The following is a 19,128-nucleotide window of genomic DNA, read 5'->3' on the forward strand; positions in this document are numbered from 1 at the left end:
CAAAAGCTCGAAGAGGAGATCGCTCGCGATCTTGATGCCCTATCCGGCGAGGGTGCCGCTAAAATTTGCAACATCCTAAGGGGCCTCCTGACCTGCCTCCACGACTTGAACACGCGGCTCAGTGTAATAGAAAAGGGCCGAAGCGAGGGAGATGTGTCACCTGCTGATGGGCTGCCGCGGTAAATCCCGCGCCACACCCTCGAGGATCCGGCCCTGTGCCTCGACGAAGGATCGCTCGGTGGAAAATGCCTCGCGCGAGTCGTGGTCTGGCTTAGAAGTCTATGATGGAGATCGTTTTCCGAACCTACGAGACCGCCACAGAAGTCGAAGCCGCCCTGCTCAAAGCAGCCGAAGCATTCCTCGAAGAGTCGGAGCAGGCCGAGGCGGGCCTTGAAACTCAGCTCGAGTCCGGCTCCGCCCTCATCATCACGGTGACACGATGCCAGAAGGATGGTCACGCTGGAGCGAAAAGCGCCGAGGCCCCGGAGGCACCGTAGGAATTGTTTTCTCCGTGGCTCATGGCTTCTCAAGTTCCCGAGCCACTCCCTCCAAGATCAGCCCTTGGGCCTTGATCGCCTCGGTCTGCCTCCCGCTTCTCTCGTAAGGTGCAGAGAAGACCGCCGCGGAGTTCGACACGCGACGGCCTTCCGAGGCGTGGGAGCGGGATGCCGGCTTCTAGACCAATTCGATAATTCCAAATCCAGGCGTAACACGCCATGGTAGGCGAGCCCGCGGTCCGCTTGGCTCATGCGGTAATTTCAGCTTTCACCTGAGCCTGCTGGTTCCCTACACGTTTACGTTCGGCAATGAAAAAGCTCGAACGATACTAGGGTCTTCTGTCCAGCGTGGTGGGGATGCCTACCCTAACCCGCTATCCCCTCTTCCAGATGATCTGGTCTATTCCCGCCGTCAGAGTGGCGGAGCAGTATGGTATCTCCAGCAATGCCCTGGGCAAGATCTGTGAGGCAATGGACATCCCGACTCCGCCGAGAGGTTATTGGGCGAAGGTCCAAGCCGGGCATCAGCCAGAAAAAGGAAGTCTTCCACTTGAAGGCGTGGGAACCGTTTTGAGCTGGAAGATCGACACGGTTGCAAGTTCCAACCTGAGAGAGGCAGCACGGAAGCGCGCACTCCAACGCTCGGCCGAAGCGAATCTTGATCAGCCTCCTTTGAAGACAAGCCTGGAACGTCTGCACCCCTTGATTGTCTCCACGAGAATCGAGTTTCGGCAGAGCCTGCTCGGGTGGAAGCGGCGAAGCAGGGATTCTCGGCGGTGGATAGATCTTCGTGTATCCAAACAGCAGTTAGATCGGGGCCTACTGTTCTTGGAGAATCTGGTCAGGACCGCGGAGGCGCGTGGTATTTGCTTTCGATGCAAAGCCGATTTGCCGCCCTTCGATAGGAGCACCAACTGGTGCTACCGCTGTTTCTTTCATGTGGACGGAATCTCTTTCAATTTCCGCTTGAAGGAGATAGGTGCGCGGCGCTTTCAGCTCTCGGTCTCGGATAGCCATGACGTGGAAATCTTCACTTGGCGCGACGCAAGAGGCGCACCGATTGAGGAAAGAATCCCCGGCATCGTGCATCGCGTTTGCGAAGAGATATCCTCGCGAATCGCCAAAAGGCCGAGGCCAGAAGAGCCAGTCGAACGTGAAGCGCGGCTACGAGCTGAGCGGGAACGACTAGCAGAGCGGGAGCGAGTGGCAGGGGAAAGACAAGAGGCTGAGAAACAACTCAAATTGCGCGAAGCTGCCAGAGCGGCTGCAGAAAATACCTTGCTTGAGAATGCACGAGCTTCTCAGCGGGCGGCGCAACTCGAAGTATACCTAGAGCGTGTGGAGAGGCACCATGATATCGCCGCCTTCCCAGAGGCCCGCCTCTGGTTGGAGTGGGGAAGAGAGCGATTGAGAGCTCTCAGGGCCGTGGAGAAGGAGCCTTGGAGAGATGGAGGATTCGTCTACTTTCTTCAGCAACTGAAGGAACCCTGATCGCAGCAGCAGTGGCTCCCACAAAGGGATTAGACCTAGGTTACCGCCATGAGTGAGAGAAGGGTGGAGTGATCCTGAAATGTTCCAAAAACCGGGGTGTGCTGATACCGGGCAGGAAAGGGCAAACCCCGTAAATAAAAGGGTGGGAAGATCCCGGACTTTCCCGGCGTGTATGTGCGGTAGATTCGAGTCCGGCCGGTGGCACTTTCAGATAGGCCTTGCGGAGGCCTATTCTGCCCGCCGGGGAGCGCCCGGTTAGAAAAATCGCGGGTCCTTGGGGGCTAGGGCCCAACAGCCTCTTGACAGAGGGCATGCGCTTGTTCATTCCCGCTCCATGGCCAAGAAGCAAACTCCCATCAAAGATCGTTACTCCAAGACCCAGATCCTCGACCAGATCGCCGCAGAGACCGGCCTCGCCCGCAAGCAAGTGGCCGGCGTGCTCGACAGCCTGAACGGCATCATCGGCGGTCACCTCGACAAGCGCGGTGTGGGTGAGTTCGTGCTCCCCGGCCTGCTGAAGATCTCCACCGTCAAGAAGCCGGCCGTGAAGGCTCGCAAGGGCATCAACCCCTTCACCAAGGAAGAAGTCACCTTCAAGGCCAAGCCGGCCAGCGTCGCCGTCAAGGTTCGCCCGCTGAAGGCCCTCAAGGACATGGCTCTCTGATCGGATTCAGTTTTCCCGAAGCCCCGGCCAAGCTTGCTTGGCCGGGGTTTTCGCTTTTCGGGCCGACGCCTCGAAAACCTCTCCGATCGTGGAGAAATGTGGAATGGCTCAGCCAAGGGTTGGGAAGTGCGCGGGAAGTCTGGAACAATCCCGGGCGAGGTGGCGGGACCGATTCCAGAATATAGGAAACAGCGAGCGCTTCGGGCTCTCGCATGGCCTTTGGCTGCACTGGTCTCCACGGCAGTCGCCTTGGGGCAGCCACTTCCTCTGAAGTCTCTTTGGGAGCGCTCGGTAAGCGGTGGGATCTCAAGCGAACCCATTCAAGTGGCCGGAACGATCTTGGCCGCGGATCCAGCCGGCGGGCGCTTGGCGATGGCGGATGATTCCGGTGGGTTCATCTTGGAACTCCGGCTTCCCCCGGAAGCTTGGCCTCGGATCGAAGTGGGGAAGACGGTCGCATTCGGGTTCCCTCCCAACCGCTTCGTGCGCCGCGGCTGCGAAATCGACTGTGGCGGCGGTTACCTGATCGAGATCGACGGCCGACATCCGCCGGTCGGGCGTCGCGGCTCCCTGTATCTCCCGAAGGGCAGGCATCCTCTTCTCGTGGAGTGGTTCAACGGGCAGGCGACTTCTCTCCTCCAGCTTGGTGTCGAGGGCCCGGGCGGAAGCCATCCGATCATCCCGGAGACTTGGCTCTCACCTCTGAATGGGAACGGGCCGGGTCTGAACTACGAGCGCTTCCGGGTCCGCGAGATCAGCTCTCTCGATGAGATCCCGGTCGAAGGCAAGGGCGAGAAGAGGGGAGTTGCCGCGAAGATCGACACTACCTGGGCGGAAGGCCTGGAGAATGTTGCCCTACGATTCTCAGGGATGATCGAGGTTCCTGCCGACGGGGTTTATGCCTTCCACCTCGGCTGCGACGATGGAGCTCGGCTGAAGGTCGGGGATGCCTCGCCGTCCTTGGAAGTTCTACCTGACCTCGAGCCTGTTTCTGATTCCGACTGGGAGTCGCTTGAAGGGAATGTCGCTTATGCGGCATTGGAAGGAGGCCATCTCCGCATCGAGCTAATGGCGGATCAGAAGCGCGCGGAGCTGATGGTGCTGAATCCCGCCGGGCTGGACCCATGGACCCTACCGGGTCGGCGGATCAGGGGCACGGGCATGGCCTACGAGGGCGGCGTCTGCGTGCTCTCGGCGGCGCAGCTGGCCTTCACCTCGCCCGGTGTCGATCCGGGGCGGCAGCTCACCTTGGCAGCGCAAGTCCGCGCCCTGCAGCCGGAGGATGCGCGTAAGGCGCATCCGGTGCTGCTCCAAGGCGTGGTCACGATGGCGAACTATCGCTCGATGGTGCTTCAGGACGATAGCGGCGGCATCTTCGTTCTCGCGGATTCGACTCCGCTGGATCCGGTCCCCGAGCCCGGTGAGTGGTGGGTCGTGGAGGGGATCACCACCTCCGGGGATTTCTCGCCTATCGTCGTGGCGCAGCAGTGCCGTTTCTTGCGCCCCGGTGCCTTGCCCCCTCCGCGTCGTCCGAGCTGGGAGGAGATTCTCAATGGCAGGCTCGATGCCGAGCAGGTGGAGATCGAAGGCATCGTGATCGGCTTGGGCTCGAACCAGTCCGAGCTGCTCACGCGCGATGGCACGGTCGTGATCCAGAGCAATACCTTCTACCCGCTGCCTGCCGAATTCCGTCTCGGCACGGCCGGTGTCTTGGCGGGTGCCCGGGTAAAGCTCCGCGGTGTCTTCGCCACCAGTTGGAATAGCCAGCTCGGCAGATTGCAGCCCGGGGTTTTCTCCTTGGGGAATGCCAGCCTTTCCGTCGTCGAGTTGGCTCCCCGGGATCCGGACGAGGTGCCCCTGATGACGATCCCCGACCTGTGGAAGTTCGCTTCGAAGTCGACCGCTTTGAACCGCGTGCGGCTCCGAGGGCAGATGATGGCACGCACCGCCGATACGCTGCTCCTTTCCGCTGGGCAACGCGGCCTGCGGCTGGCCTGCAGCTCCGCGCAGGGTGCCGTGCCGGGCGATGAGGTTGAAGTCATCGGCTTCGCCCGCACCGGGCCCATCTCTCCCGTGATCGTTCATCCTGAACTACGGATCCTGAGGCACGCGGCCCTCCCATCACCGGCGGTTTTGTTACCGTCGCAGCTCCCGGACCCATCGCGCGATGGTACTTTGATCCGGATCGATGGGCGCGTGATCAGCGATACGATCCAAAGCGATGAGCGGAGGCTGGAGCTGGATTCCGGCTCACTGCGCTTCATTGCCTCCGGCCCTGCGGGCGGGCAGGGAGAAAAGCCTTTGCCGCGCGATTCCAAGATCAGCGTGGACGGGGTTTACTTCGCCGTGAGCTCCGATCCCTTGGCCCGTGGGCCCGGGGAATTCGAGATCCGGATGGCCGATGCCCAAGCCGTAAAGCTCATCTCCCAGCCATCCTGGTGGAGTACCCGTCGTTTGCTCTTGCTGGTGGCATTCCTCTTCGGCGGGCTGGCTCTCCTAATGGGGTGGACCGCCGTTCTCCAGCGGCTGGTTCGTCGTCGGACCTCTCAGCTCGCGGTGGAAATCGCGCATAAGGAGCGTGCGGAGGCGGAGAGGTCGCTCGAACAGGAGCGCGCACGCGTGGCCCGTGATCTCCACGACGAACTCGGCGCGGGGCTCACGGAGATCGGGCTGCTCGGGTCGCTGATGGGCAACCCGGCGATTCCCAGCACCACGAAGTCGGGCTATGTCGGCACGCTCGGCGATGTCTCCCGCTCCTTGGTATCCTCACTGGATGAAATCGTTTGGGCGATCAATCCGGACTACGATACCGTGGATGATTTGGGCAGCTACCTCTGGCTACAGGCCCAACGCTTGCTGAATCCCGCCGGGATCGAATGCAGTCCCTTGGGGCCGTTGGAGATTCCCAGCGGCCATCTCGGCTCGCGCTCCCGGCATTCCCTCCTGCTGGCCTTCAAGGAGGCCTTGAATAACGTGATCAAGCACTCCGGTGCCAGCCGCGTGGATCTCTCGATCCGGGTGGAGCAGGAGAATGTCGTGGTGAACATCGCGGACAATGGCGAGGGCATCCACGCCAATGAAACAAGGCTCCCCGGTAGCCAAGGTATCACTGGCATGCACGAGCGGATGCGCGAGCTTGATGGTGAGTGCGAGATTCTGCCTGGTCTCGATGGCGGGACCGTCGTCCGCCTGACCCTTCCCCTTAGATCCCCATGAAGGAATCGAAAATCCCCATAGCCGTGGTCGAGGACAACTACACCACGCGCGATGCCCTGAAAACGATCATCGACCTCGATCCAGAGTTCGAATGCGTGGGAACCTGCGCCACCGGCGAGGAGGCCCTGAAGCTTTTGCCGAAGGTCTCGCCCGAGATCGTGTTGATGGACATCCAGCTTCCCGGCATGTCCGGCATCGATTGCGTGCGGCGTCTGCGTGAAGCCTTGCCCGATGTGTTGATCGTGATGGTCACGGTTTACGAGGATCCGGTGCGCATCTTCAGCGCGCTCCGCGCCGGGGCGAATGGCTATCTGCTCAAGCGCTCGACGCCGGAGGAGATCCTCTCCGCGATTCGCGAGGTTCGGCGCGGCGGCGGAGCGATGAGCGGCGGCGTGGCGATGAAGGTGATCCAGTACTTCAGCGGCCAAGAGAAGCAGAGCCAAGAGCTCGATTCCCTGTCCCGCCGCGAGTCCGAGGTGCTCGAGCTGCTCTCCTGTGGCTTGGGGAACAAGGAGATCGCGGACCGGCTCGGCGTCTCCACGGAGGCGGTGCGCTGGCACCTGCGGAGCATCTATACCAAGCTCCACGTGCACAATCGCACGGAGGCCGCCATGAAGTTCCGGGGCAATTTGTGAGGGCGGGCCTTTCTCTCCGCTTGGAGAGGTAGGCGGGGAGAGACCGGGGCCTAGGCTCGGGATGGATCGGGGACCAATCCCGACCGCCCTTTGGAATGGATTTGCGATTCAATACCTCGAAGTGCGCCCGAACCGGCATCCTCTCTCTTGCTAGCCTCCTGGGCCTCGTGGGCCAAGCGCTCGCCAGTGGTCCGGACATCGTCAATATCATCAATTTCATCCGCGGCGTGGAGCCGCGCGGCCCGGTCGATCTCGTCGAGCCGGTCGAGAGACAACTCGAGCTGGGACGCAAGCACCGTCTGCCGACCACATGGCTGATTCAGTATGACGCCCTCATCCGCCCGGAGTTCACAGAGCTCCTGAAGCGGAAGATGGGGCCGAATGACGAGATCGGCGCATGGATCGAAGTGGTCCAACCGCAGGTGGAAGCCGCGGGACTGAAGTGGCGCGGCCGCTATCCTTGGGATTGGCATGTGAATGTCGGCTTCACCCACGGCTACGAAGTCGAGGAGCGGAAGAAGCTCATGGACGTCTACATGGCGAAGTTCAAGGAGGTCTTCGGCAAATATCCGAAGTCTGCCGGCTGCTGGATCATTGATGCTCCGACGCTCAACTACCTGCACGATCGCTATGGCGTTGAGACGGCCTGCAATTGCAAGGACCAGAGCGGCACCGATGGCTACACGCTCTGGGGCGGTTACTGGAATCAAGCCTACTACCCCAGCCGTCTGAATGCCTTCATGCCGGCGCAGACGGCGGAGCGTCAACTCAACGTGCCGGTCTTCCGCATGCTGGGCAGTGATCCGGTGCATCAATACGACCAAGGTATTGGCGGATCATGGCAAGGTGTCGTCACGCTGGAGCCGGTCTATCGTCCCGGCGGTGGTGAAGAACGCTGGGTGGATTGGTTCTTCGACACCAACTTCAATCAGCCCAGCCTCGCCTTCTCCTACATGCAGGCGGGCCAGGAGAACTCCTTCGGTTGGCGCGACATGTCGGCGGGTCTCATCGACCAGTATGCAAAGCTCGCGGAGCTGAAGAGGCGGGGAAAGATCCGCGTGGAAACTCTCCAAGCGTCGGGAAAGTGGTTCCGGGAGAACTTCAAGACCACCCCGGCGAGCGCGGTGGTCGCACTGAATGACTCGAAGGGTGAGGGCAAGCGCAGTGTCTGGTATGAAAGCCGGTTCTACCGCGTGAACCTTTATTGGGAAGGGGATCAGTGGCGCATCCGTGATCTCCATGTCTTCAATCAGGACTACCCGGAACGCTACTTGGAGGACTGTGAAACCACCGCAGTGGCGACTTACGACACCCTGCCCGTCATGGACGGTTTCCACTGGAGCAAGCCGGGGGATATCGCCGGTATCCGCGGCGTCGTTCATTCTTCGGGAGCGTCTCAGGCTTTGACAATCACCGGTCTGCCGGACGTTAAGGAAGATGGGGCCGATTCCTTGGTCGCGACCTGTAAGCTGGCCGCAGGTGGCGAGCTCCAGATCCGCTTCGATCCGACCCGGCTCGCACTGAAGGTGACGGGCGACTCCGCGCCTGCCGATTGGGGCATGGAGCTCGCTTGGGCGGAGAGCAAGTCCACCTCGGTTGCCGAGCTGAGCAAGCATGCGATCGGCTATCGCCACTCGGATTTCGCCTACTCCCTGTCCTGCGGCTCCAGCGAGGTCACCCGGGTGACCGGTGAGAACAAGATCCTGATCAAGGACGACAACGGATCGGTGATCTTCAGTTTCGGCCCGGACAAGGCCACCTCGCTCCGCGGGGACGGTAAGCCCGGGACGAGCGCACAGCCTGTTAGAGCGCTGTGCGAAGCCGCACCTCCAAGCACCCGGGCCCCGGGCGAATAGCCTTCCCTCTCCCTATTTCCCGCTCCGCCCGCACGATGTGAGGAAGGAGCGGGGAGTTCAAAAAAGAAACCCCAGACCCATGAAACCAAAACTCATACCCCTCCTTGCCCTGGCTGCCTTCGCTCCCTTGGCGAACGCTTCCATCTTCATTCAGGAACTCTTCGATGATATCTCGACCTCGGACGTTTCCCTCAACGGTGCAGGTGATACCGCGACGAGCCTCGGCTTGTCCGGGACTTGGCTGACCAACGGCAGCACCGGCATCTTCACCGCGAACAACTTCAATGTGAATGGAACGACGCTCCCGGGGCTTCCTGCCAGCGATCTAGCGAACGGTGGTATCTGGAACAACACGGGCGGCTGGAACACGAGCATCTACGCGACCCGTCCCCTCGCCACCCCGATCAACTTCGGCGTGGACCGCACGATCTTCTTCAGCGTCCGTCTGAACAACCCTGGCGACACCTCGATGGGCGTCGGCTTGGCAGCGGGCGATGGTCCCACCTCTGAGTTCGTGGGCGCCGGCTTCACTTGGAACAATGCGATTCCCATCGGATCCTCCTCCAACATCGCGGGGAACTCTTCCTACATTTCCCACGGCATTCTGGATGGCGCGGTGAGCAGCGGTGTCTATGGCATCCGTGTCTTCGAGGCACAGAACAGCGTTAATACCTACGGCCTGCTGGTAGGACGCATTACCATCAATACCACCGGCAACGATGTGATCCAGGTCAAGCGTTATCCGCAGAATGCAACCATCGACAATGATCTGGGCGCAATCGTGTGGAGTGCCACGAGTACGGTGGATTCCTCCATGTTAGCATCGCGCCTTTTGCTGTGGATCAACGGGCAGGGCGGGGGAGAGCTGGATGCGATCCGCTTTGGCGATACTTGGACCGATGTCACCGGTGTGACCTTAGCCGGAAACGATCAACCTGCTCTTTCGGGAGCGAGCGTGGGCAGCGTCACGGGCACCGGCGCTCAGGCGGGCGTCAATCTCTTCACCAGCGCGGCAAACGTGAGCCTCCACTGGGATACGGTCGACCAAGGCACGGGTACATGGGCTCAGTCGAACTCGCTCGGAAATCGCCCGATCGGGCCGATCAGCGCCAGCATCTCCGGGCTCACGCCTGACACCCTCTACTTCTACCGCTTCCATGCGGTGAACACCTCGCCCGAGCCGGACTTGGAAGCATGGAGCGAAGGCGGCACCTCCTTCGTTACCGCGCTTACCGGCCTCGCGGTGGAGGATCTCGAAGCCTTCGGGGTTTCACCTTTCGAGGTGGATCTTATCTGGACTGATAGTTTCAACACGGAGACCGGCTTCACGATCCAACGTTCTCCGGCTGGCGCCGGGACTTGGACTACCGTGGGCACTGCTCCGGCCGGTGCGGGCTTCTTCACCGACAAGCATTCCGGCCTGAGCGCGGAGACCTCGTATGACTATCGCATCATCGCCACGAGCCCCGCGGGAAACTCGGATTCTTCGAATGTCTCCAGCACGACGACGCTGGAGAGCACGCCTCTGGAGACCAAGCTGCTGATCAACTTTGACGGCTCGCTGGATGGGACGATCTACACTTTGGGAAATGGCGAAGTCGATAGCACCAGCTCGTTCAAGGCGAATGGTGCTCCGACAGTGAACGGCGGCATCGCGGTCCTGAATCCCGGGAATGAAAACGGTGTCGATGGCTTCGATCTGGATCCTGCCACCTTGGGCAACCTGACCACTCAGAACTGGGTGGCGGAAGCGGTGGTGACTTACCAGTCCAGCGGAGATACTGAAACCACCCCGGTGGTGATGGACGTCCAAGGTGACTGCAATATCCGCCTGCGCGATGAACTCGATGCCAATGCGCTGCAGATGTTCTACTGGGACGGTAGTACCGCGCATCAGGAATACACCGCTCTGCCGCCGAGCGGCGTGCGGGTGCACCTCGCTTTCGCATGGGATGCAGGCACCACCACCCTCACCGGATATGTGAACGGTGTGCCCTTCGGGTCGGCCAATGGTGCCTCCTTCGCCACTCCGGACCTGAGCAACCTGAGTTTCGGCTACTTCGGCCGCACGGGATTTGAGGGCCGGGGGATCGATGGCACGCTCGATGCCGTGGCCTTCCAAGCTGGAACCGCGACCTTCAATCCAGAGTCGGGCTTCCTGATCCTGCCGGAGATCCAGAGCTTCTCCGCTTGGATCGGGGGATTCCCGGTCGGCGCTCTGAGCGGCTTCGACGACGACGCGGACGGCGACGGACTGGCCAACGGAGTGGAAGCATTCCTTGGTACCAATCCGAGCGTGGCAAATGGCAGCCCCATCACCCAAGTCTCCAGCAATGGATCGGTCACCACCTTCACGCATCCGAAGGCCAGCGCTCCTCTCAGTGACGTGACCGGGTCCTACAAGTGGTCTCTCGATCTAGGCACTTGGTATGCCGGCAATGGCGCGGATGGCCCGCCGGGCGGTCCTACGGTCAGTATCCCGCTTACCGGTTCAAACACGGTGACCGCCACGAGCAGCGCCCCATTGGGCAAGCTCTTCATCCGCATCGAAGCGGACAACTGAAGGAACGACCCAGCGAACTGCGGCATCCATCGGAGCCGCAGCTCATTCTCTGAAGATTCCTGGCTTGGAGGCACCGGATTTTGGGTTTCCGGTGACTCCCCAAGGTGCTCATTGGCATCGGCCTCCACGTGGGGAGGCGATTGGTCATCCACGGGGATGTCAATGGGCACCGCGAGGGAATCTCACTCCTCAAGGCATCGCTACGGGGCGGATCTTCTGGGTCGTGAACCGGACGACGATCATCACCTTGTCGCCCTCGAGCGAGGTCCCGAGAAGGGCGGAGCCTCCGTTGGCCAGCTTCCACAGGTGGGAAGGAACCAGGACGTCTTTCTGCAGCGACTCGGGCCCCGGGAAGGCTCCAGCTTGAACCGGCTTGCCATGCAGGGTGGTAAGAAGTTCGGCCAGTTCCTCCCAAGTTGCCTTGAGTCGGTTGACGTAGACGTTTTTCGGGACTGTCTGGGTCTGGAGAGAGACCTCCTTCAGGGTGTCGGCTCCGGTCCAATCAAAATAGAGTTCGCAATTCAGTCCGCCAATCTGCTGACGGGTCCGGTAGATGCCGTTAAGACCCACGCGGCCCATCATCACCTCGTCCACTTCGGTGTGGACCAGCTTGCTGGCCTTGAGCTTCTTGACCACCACATCGCGCTTGTCGCCTAGGCAAAGAGTGTCAAAGACCGCCTTGGGATCTGCTTCCGCGGGTGCGGCTTCCTCGCTGTCCGCTTCCTCGGTTGTCGGCTTTCCGGTCAGCCAGATCTTGTCGGCGTCGTTCAGCCGCGCCATGTCCAAGGTGAAGATTTTTCCATCCGTGCGACGGATGGTCACTTTGGTCGAGGAATGGGAGACATATTCACCGGCGAACGACTGCGAGCCGTCCGCACTTTTCCAGTCACGGGTTTCTCCTTGGAGCTGACCGATCGCAACGGTCAGGAGGGCGAGACGGGTTAAGGCTTTCGGGAGAGAGAGAGACATGGCGTGGAGGAGGAAGAAGTTTCGCGTATAGGGGGATAGACTCGCAGGCACGCGATTTATTGGAAATTCGTTGCGGGGAAGGAGTTGTTACAAGGTTTCCACCGCACGGACGGGTCGGGCGGACGGATTTGTCCCACCAAGAACGTTTGCGAAGCGGAAAAGTGTCGGAAAAAAAATCCCGGTAGCGTTAACCGCTACCGGGATGAAGAACGATGAAGAGAAGGTGACTTTTCCGGGAATTCAGTAAATCCCGCGTAAAGTCCCGCTTCTGCTTACCAGCGCTGCGAGCGCGTGTGCGAGAAGTAAGTCTCGAAGCCCAGTTCCGGCGGGAACTCGGAGAGGCCGTCGGTCGGATTCATTTCGATCCGGCCATCCTCGCCGCACTTCTCATACGGGGGCTTGAAGGTGCCACGATAGGTCGGGCAGGTGAAGGTAAAGACTTCGTAGAAGCCATAGCCGAGGCGCTTCAGCGCACGGCTGGTGCCGTCGACCGCACCGTAGGACCAGCCAGCCTTGCGGCCGTGGTCATCGGTCTTGCGGACGATCTGCTCGGGGATCTCCATGAAACCGTAGAGAATGTTGCCAAGACCGCGACCCAGCTTGCGGGTGGAGGTATAGGCATGTCCCGGAGGAGCCTGGATGTCAGCGGCGGCAATGCCGCCGAGGGCAAGCATGGCAGTTGCGATAACGGCGAGTTTTTTCATGTGCTGAGACGAAGTTAGGAACGCGGAAGCGGGCTTGGCAACGGGAAAGTGAGTAAACCGAGAAGTTCTAAACCCCGAAATCCAAGTTCCAAAAAGGACGGTAGTGACAATGAATCCACCCTGCCTTCTTTTTGGATCTTAGGGTCTGAATTCCCGAATTTTAGAGTTCGAGGGTGAGGACCCGGAGGATGCCCGGGGTGCTACGGAGCTTCTCCAGCAGGGTCACGGGCGGTTCGGAATCCACTTCCATCACCGTCAGCGCACGGGTGCGGTCGGCGGTGCGGCTCAGATCCATGTTCGCGATGTTCACGCCGGCGTCGCCGAGGGCCGTGCCAACCACGCCGACGATGCCGGGGCGATCGTCGTTCTCCACGAAGAGGAAGCGACCCTTGATGTTGCAATCGACGTAGAGGCGATCGATTTCGACGATCCGGGGCGAGCGACCGATGATCGTGCCGGCGACGCGGTAGCGGGTGTCGCCCTTGCGGAGCTCGGCGACCACGAGTTCGTTGAACTCGGTTTTGGCGTTGATGGTGGATTCCGTCAGGTCGAGACCGAGTTGGGTCGCGATGGCCGGGGCGTTCACGATATTGACCTGCCCATCCGGGCGGGAGGCTTCCAGCAACGCGGTGAGGGCGGTGCGGGAGACGAGACCGGTGTCCTTCTTGGCGAGTTCGCCATGGTAGGAGACGCGCAGGCTGTCCGGATTCTCCGGGCCGATCTTGGCGAGGAGCTTGCCCAAGGCGGCCGCGAGATCGAGATAGGGCCCCACTGCGGCGCGGGTGGCGGCATCGAGCGAGGGCATGTTGATCGCGTTCTTGATCTCGCCGGTGACGAAGAAGTCGCGAAGCTGTTCGGCGACTTGGATACCTACATTTTCCTGGGCTTCGTTGGTGGAGGCGCCGAGGTGAGGGGTGAAGACGACGTGCTTGTTCAGCTCGAAGAGCGGGTGGTCGTTCGGCGGCGGCTCGACTTCGAAGACATCGAGGGCGCAGCCGGCGATGTGGCCGGAATCGATGGCCGCCTTCAGGGCGACTTCATCGATCAGGCCGCCGCGGGCGCAGTTCACGATGAGCGCGCCCTTGTTCATGAGGGCGAGGCGCTCGGTGTTGAGAATGTGGTTGGTTTCGGGGGTGAGGGGGACGTGGAGGGTGACGACGTCGGCGCCCTTTAGGGCGAGGTCCGGGGTGGGGGCGAGCTCGACCTTGAGTTCGTCGGCGCGGGCCTGGGTCAGGAAGGGGTCGTAGGCGACCACGGTCATGTTGAAGGCCTGGGCCCGCTTGGCGAACTCGGTGCCGATACGGCCCATGCCGAGGATGGCCAAGCGCTTGGTATTCAGTTCAATACCTTGATAAGCCTTGCGGGCGGCCTTGAAATCGCCCTTGAGCACGGCGGAATGGGCGGGGCCGACGTTGCGGGCGGCAGCCAACATGATGGTGAATGCATGCTCCGCGGTGGAAATGGTGTTACCCGTGGGGGTATTCATCACGATCACGCCGTGATCGGTGGCGGCCTTGCGGTCGATGTTGTCGACGCCCACGCCGGCGCGGCCGATGGCCTTCAGATTGGTGGCGGCGGCCAGCACTTCGGGGGTTACCTTGGTTTCGGATCGCACGACGAGACCGTGGTAATCTCCGATGATTGCGATGAGTTCGTCCGGCTTGAGGCCGGTTTTCACATCGACGGAGATTTCCGGGGCGGCAGCGAGGGCTTCGACGCCTTTATCCGAGATCGGATCCGAAACGAGCACGCGGTAAGTGGCCATGTCGAGAGCCCCATAGGGTCGGAGGCCGGGGCTGGCAAGAGCGGGAGGGACTCTTTCGCGTCACCATCGGGAAAGTCCCGTAAATCAAGGGATTGGTAGCGATTGCCCGCCCTTGCCGGCCGCTCTCCCTTCCGGTGCATTTTGGGTTTGCGCCGGCGCCTCTGGGTTCAGAAGACGACCGGCAAGTCCGGGAGGAAAGCGACGCGGCAAGAGCAGCAACCTGCAATTAACGCGGTATTTACATCCGATACAAATTGCGGTCACGGCAAGAGATTTTTGCGACTTACGGAAAAAAATCGGCAAAAATCGGGAATAAGGACTAAACCAAGTTGATGGCTTAAACCTAGGAATGGATTCCCAAGGAAAATGGCCTTTCATTCCGCTCTTGGCTGCGGGGGATTCGCTCCCTAAATTCTCCGCCCCATGTCCGACCCAAGCCGTCCTTATTCCTCCTTGATGCTCGATGGTCCCGACCGCGCGCCTTCCCGCGCGATGCTTTACGCGGTCGGCTTCCAGAAGGAGGACTTTTCCAAGCCGCACATCGGTATCGCCTCCACCTGGTCGCAGGTCACGCCCTGCAACATCCACATCGACCGTCTGGCCAAGGAGTCGGCGAAGGGTGCGGATGCGGCCGGGGGCAAGGCGGTCATCTTCAATACCATCACGATCTCGGACGGGATCTCGATGGGCACCGAGGGGATGAAGTACTCGCTGGTGTCCCGCGAGGTGATCGCGGACTCGATCGAAACCGTGGTCGGCTGCGAGGGCATGGACGGCTTCGTGGCGATCGGGGGCTGTGACAAGAACATGCCGGCCTGCGTGATGGCGATGGCACGGATGAACCGCCCGTCCGTCTTCGTTTACGGCGGCACGATCCTGCCCGGCTGCGCGACGATCAAGGGCGAGCTGAAGGACCTGGATATCGTTTCGGTCTTCGAAGCCGTGGGCAAGCACGCCTCGGGCGAGTATTCGGACGAGGAGTTGGAGACGGTGGAGGCCTGCGCGATTCCCGGAGAAGGATCCTGCGGCGGGATGTACACCGCGAACACCATGGCCTCCGCGATCGAGGCGCTGGGGATGTCGCTGCCGAACTCCTCCGCGCAGGCGGCGGTGTCCGAGGATAAGATGCGCGACTGCTTCGACGCCGGAGCGGCGGTGCTGAACATGATCAATCTGGGCATCAAGCCGCGCGACATCATGACCCGGAAGGCCTTCGAGAACGCCATCACAGTGGTGATCGCGCTCGGCGGTTCGACCAACGCGGTGCTGCACCTGCTGGCGATGGCCCACGCGGCGGAAGTGGAACTCTCGATCAACGACTTCACCGAGATCGGCAAGCGGGTGCCGCTGCTGGCGGACCTCAAGCCTTCCGGCAAGTATTCGATGGCCGCGCTGGTGAAGATCGGCGGCACGGTGCCGCTGCTGCGCATCCTGCTGGAAGCAGGCCTGCTGCACGGCGACTGCCTGACCGTGACCGGCAAGACGCTGGCCGAGAACCTGGCGAACTCGAAGATCTTCTACCCCGCCGGGCAGGACATCATCCGCCCGCTGGACAACCCGATCAAGAAGGACAGCCACCTGCGCATCCTCTACGGCAACCTCGCCCCCGGCGGTGCGGTGGCCAAGATCACCGGCAAGGAAGGCGAGCTCTTCACCGGTCCGGCCCGCGTGTTCGATTCCGAAGACGAGGCGATGAAGGCGATCCTGGATGGCAAGATCGTGGACGGCGACGTGATCGTGATCCGCCGGGAAGGACCGAAGGGCGGCCCCGGGATGCGGGAGATGCTCGGGCCGACCAGCGCGATCATGGGGCGCGGGCTCGGCAAGACCGTGGCGCTGATCACGGACGGCCGTTTCTCCGGCGGTAGCCACGGGTTCGTGGTCGGCCATATCACCCCGGAAGCCCACGACGGCGGCCCGATCGGCCTGCTGGTGGAAGGGGACATCATCACGATCGACGCGAAGAACAACCTGATCTCCGTGGACCTCGACGATGAGGCGCTCAAGGCGCGTCGTGAGAATTGGACGCAGCCAGCGCCCCGTTATACCCGTGGCGTGCTGGCCAAGTATGCCAAGCTCACTACCTCTGCGAGCGAAGGCGGCGTGACAGATAAATATCTCTGATCGATTTCGGCTTAGGGACTTCCGGGCTCAATTCTCCGAGCCCGGGGGTCTTGCGGACTGTCCCTCCAGAACAGCCAAGCGCTGGTTGAGGTCCTGCATGCAGGTAAAAAGTCCGCGCAAAAGGGTGCAAAGCCGTTCTGCTCCCTCGGCACCGAGGGTATCCAGTTCGGACGCCAAGGCGTACATCAACTCATCCTGATTCTTCGACGACATTCCTAGGGCTGGGGGTGGGGTGCGCGTTATTGCAAAAGAATGCAAAATGCAAACTTCAGAAACGTTGACTTATCATTCCCAAAATCCGCCGTTTTGGCAAGCCGGGGTTTTACGCAGCCGTTTTCGGGACGGTACAATGTTCGCTACTTAAACCCGGACGGGCATGCTGTATTACAGACGTTTTGCGCCAGCCAAGGTCATGCGTACGTCACCGATGAAGACCTCCGAGCGAAGCTCTACGGGGATGCGGTTGGCGTCATCCGATAGCCACAGGGTCGCGCTCTTCAGTTTCTTGTAGGGAAGAAGCGCCTTGGTGTTCGGATCGATCTTCTGGAGGCCGACTGATAACTTGATGGTATCCCGGCCTGCGAACTTCTCGCGGCCTTGGACATGGACTCGCAAAAGATAGGGGCGGTTGAAGGGTTGGAGCGGGAGCACCAAGGTATCGCCATCATCCAGCTTATGGCTGCGGACATGGAGCATAGCGGAGCAGACGTCATGAACCGGCGTGAACTTGAATTCACTGCCGACGGTGGCGGTCTTGCCGTTCTTGGTGATCGTGATCGTTTGCTCCGACTTCACGACCGGCCCGGACCAGGTGGTGCGGGTGGTATTCACTTCATCGCCTTCGTCCTGCACGCCGACGCAGACGCGCGGGCGCAGGGTGGCGGGATCGAGGCGGGAGAAGACTGCGACCTTGTTCTTGTAGAGCTTGGAGGCGATGCCGGTGCTGCCACCGCTGACGCGCACGGCGTAGTCGGAAGGGAACTTGGGATCCCGCTTGCCGAAGGTGAAGGTGAGCTTGCCCGCATCGACCATGCCTTTCCATGAAAGGCGGTATTCGAACTCTTGGGGAACGAGCTTGGGATGGGAGCCGAGCTTGGCCGGCGTGACCTCGTTTTTCCAATCCGCCATGGCGGTGGAGGCGAGCGCGAGGAGCATGATGAGGGTTTTCATCGCTCCTAAGACTCCGCGCAAAGGGGGAAGCATTCAAGGTGATTTCGGATAGAAATCGGGGAGCGGTGGGTTTTCCGAAAAGCCGTTCAACCGCAGATGAACGGGATGAACGCAGATGAAGAGGATTGAGGACCGGGATGGATCCGATGGATAAGATAAGATGGGAATGAGGGATACGCCGGATCAGGGATGCCGAGTGGCGCAGACTCCGGAGATTCCGGACCTTCGGGTCGCCACGAAGCCAAGAGCCAAGAGCCAAGAGCCAAGAGCCAAGAGCCAAGAGCCAAGAGCCAAGAGCCAAGAGCCAAGAGGGCCATGGAGTGGCGAAGCCACGCATGCGCCGACCCGGGGGGCTCAATTGGGATCGCCCGTGCTCCGCAGCAGGCTGCGTTCGCGAAAGCGGCAGCAGGCTGCACGCAGTCCAAGGAGCCTGCGGCTCGAGATGGATGCGTGAGGCTCGCGGCTTAGTCGCAGCCGCAGCAGGCGGGGCTGAGGGGGCGCTCTTCTTCCGTTTCCGGGGCGGAGAGGTCCGGGTTGGGGGCGAGGGTGCCGAGGCCGAGCTTGGCGAGCAGGGCGCGGTCCTTCTCGACCGCGGGATTCTTCGCGGTGAGCAGCTTGTCGCCGTAGAAGATCGAGTTCGCGCCGGCGAAGTAACAGAGCGCCTGGGTCTCATCCGACATGCGGGTGCGGCCTGCGGAGAGGCGGACCTTGGCCTTGGGGATCGCGATGCGGGTGATGGCGATCATGCGGACGAGGTCGAAGACATCGACGGCATTGGAACCTTCCAGCGGGGTGCCGGGCATCGGCATGAGCGAGTTGATCGGCACGCTCTCCGGCTGCGGGTTGAACTCGGAGATGACCTCAAGCATCTTGAGGCGGTCATCCGTGGTTTCGCCGAGGCCGAGGATGCCGCCGCAGCAGACCGACATGCCGGCATCCTGCACGTTGCGGATCGTGCGGAGACGATCCTCATAGGTGTGCGTGGTGACGATGTTCGGGTAGTGCTCCGGCGAGGTATCGAGATTGTGATTGTAGGCGGTGACGCCGGCTTCCTTGAGCGCCTTGGCCTCGTCCGGGCCGAGTTCGCCGAGGGTGACGCAGACTTCCATGCCGAGGGTGGAGACATCGCGGACGATATCGAGCACTTGCTCGAAGCGCTGGGTGCCACCGCGGACGCCGCGCCATGCGGCACCCATGCAGAAGCGGGTGGAACCGGTGTCACGGGCTGCCTTGGCGCGCTCCATGATGGTGTCCTTGCTCATGAGCCGCTCGATCTCGACGCCAGAGTTGTAGCGGGCGGATTGGGCGCAGTAGGAGCAGTCCTCCGAGCAGCCTCCGGTCTTGATCGAGAGCAGGGTGCAGAGCTGGACCTCATTGGTCTCCCAATTCGCCTGATGGACGGCGCGGGCCTGCTGGAGCAGGTCGAAGAAGGGGAGGGCGTGAAGGCGCTGGAGTTCGGCGAGAAGCATCTTGG

The 19,128-nt window shown here is 61.3% G+C and carries 13 protein-coding genes; 8 read left to right on the forward strand and 5 right to left on the reverse strand.

The window, feature by feature from the left end:
* Positions 1–284: 284 nt before the first annotated feature.
* The 7 genes from OJ996_RS09195 (at position 285) to OJ996_RS09225 (ending at position 10,922) form a co-directional block, all read left to right on the forward strand.
* Positions 285–497 (forward strand): hypothetical protein, encoded by a 213-nt coding sequence (locus tag OJ996_RS09195; RefSeq protein ID WP_264513253.1) that lies wholly within the window; start codon positions 285–287, stop codon positions 495–497.
* A gap of 390 nt (positions 498–887) precedes the next feature.
* On the forward strand, positions 888–1,988 hold the full coding sequence (locus OJ996_RS09200) for a hypothetical protein (protein ID WP_264513254.1): 1,101 nt from the start codon (positions 888–890) through the stop codon (positions 1,986–1,988).
* A gap of 274 nt (positions 1,989–2,262) precedes the next feature.
* Positions 2,263–2,652 carry an HU family DNA-binding protein gene (locus OJ996_RS09205; protein WP_345783776.1) on the forward strand — a complete coding sequence of 130 codons (390 nt, stop codon included), beginning with the start codon at positions 2,263–2,265 and terminating at the stop codon, positions 2,650–2,652.
* Positions 2,653–2,976: 324 nt separating this feature from the next.
* Positions 2,977–5,868: an ATP-binding protein gene (locus OJ996_RS09210; protein WP_264513256.1), complete on the forward strand. Its 2,892-nt coding sequence runs from the start codon at positions 2,977–2,979 to the stop codon at positions 5,866–5,868.
* A complete protein-coding gene (locus tag OJ996_RS09215; RefSeq protein ID WP_264513257.1) occupies positions 5,865–6,503 on the forward strand; it encodes a response regulator transcription factor in 639 nt (212 codons plus the stop codon). Before OJ996_RS09210 ends, OJ996_RS09215 begins: the two co-directional genes overlap by 4 nt.
* Positions 6,504–6,598: 95 nt before the next feature.
* The gene (locus tag OJ996_RS09220; protein ID WP_264513258.1) at positions 6,599–8,359 is read left to right on the forward strand and encodes a hypothetical protein; all 1,761 of its coding nucleotides are present in this window, start codon (positions 6,599–6,601) and stop codon (positions 8,357–8,359) included.
* 79 nt (positions 8,360–8,438) lie between these two features.
* Positions 8,439–10,922 (forward strand): hypothetical protein, encoded by a 2,484-nt coding sequence (locus OJ996_RS09225; protein WP_264513259.1) that lies wholly within the window; start codon positions 8,439–8,441, stop codon positions 10,920–10,922.
* A gap of 189 nt (positions 10,923–11,111) precedes the next feature.
* Here the strand turns inward: OJ996_RS09225 and OJ996_RS09230 are convergent, their stop codons facing one another.
* The 3 genes from OJ996_RS09230 to serA all read right to left on the reverse strand — a co-directional run bounded on the left by OJ996_RS09230 (position 11,112) and on the right by serA (position 14,360).
* The gene (locus OJ996_RS09230; RefSeq protein ID WP_264513260.1) at positions 11,112–11,891 is read right to left on the reverse strand and encodes a hypothetical protein; all 780 of its coding nucleotides are present in this window, start codon (positions 11,889–11,891) and stop codon (positions 11,112–11,114) included.
* A 272-nt stretch (positions 11,892–12,163) separates the two neighbouring features.
* Positions 12,164–12,595 carry an exosortase system-associated protein, TIGR04073 family gene (locus OJ996_RS09235; protein WP_264513261.1) on the reverse strand — a complete coding sequence of 144 codons (432 nt, stop codon included), beginning with the start codon at positions 12,593–12,595 and terminating at the stop codon, positions 12,164–12,166.
* A 160-nt stretch (positions 12,596–12,755) separates the two neighbouring features.
* Positions 12,756–14,360, reverse strand: coding sequence for a phosphoglycerate dehydrogenase (gene serA, locus OJ996_RS09240; RefSeq protein WP_264513262.1), 1,605 nt, complete (start codon positions 14,358–14,360; stop codon positions 12,756–12,758).
* Between the two features lie 423 nt (positions 14,361–14,783).
* Between serA and ilvD the strand changes: the two genes are divergently transcribed.
* Positions 14,784–16,484, forward strand: a complete 1,701-nt coding sequence (gene ilvD / locus OJ996_RS09245) for a dihydroxy-acid dehydratase (protein ID WP_264513263.1) — start codon at positions 14,784–14,786, stop codon at positions 16,482–16,484.
* Positions 16,485–16,868: 384 nt separating this feature from the next.
* On the opposite strand, the gene OJ996_RS09250 is transcribed toward ilvD, so the two are convergent.
* Positions 16,869–17,654 carry a DUF3108 domain-containing protein gene (locus OJ996_RS09250; RefSeq protein WP_264513264.1) on the reverse strand — a complete coding sequence of 262 codons (786 nt, stop codon included), beginning with the start codon at positions 17,652–17,654 and terminating at the stop codon, positions 16,869–16,871.
* A 464-nt stretch (positions 17,655–18,118) separates the two neighbouring features.
* A complete protein-coding gene (gene bioB / locus OJ996_RS09255) occupies positions 18,119–19,123 on the reverse strand; it encodes a biotin synthase BioB (RefSeq protein ID WP_264513265.1) in 1,005 nt (334 codons plus the stop codon).
* Positions 19,124–19,128: the final 5 nt, after the last annotated feature.

Origin of the sequence: Luteolibacter rhizosphaerae (assembly GCF_025950095.1) — a bacterium.
In the GTDB taxonomy this organism is placed as follows: Bacteria; Verrucomicrobiota; Verrucomicrobiia; order Verrucomicrobiales; family Akkermansiaceae; genus Haloferula; species Haloferula rhizosphaerae.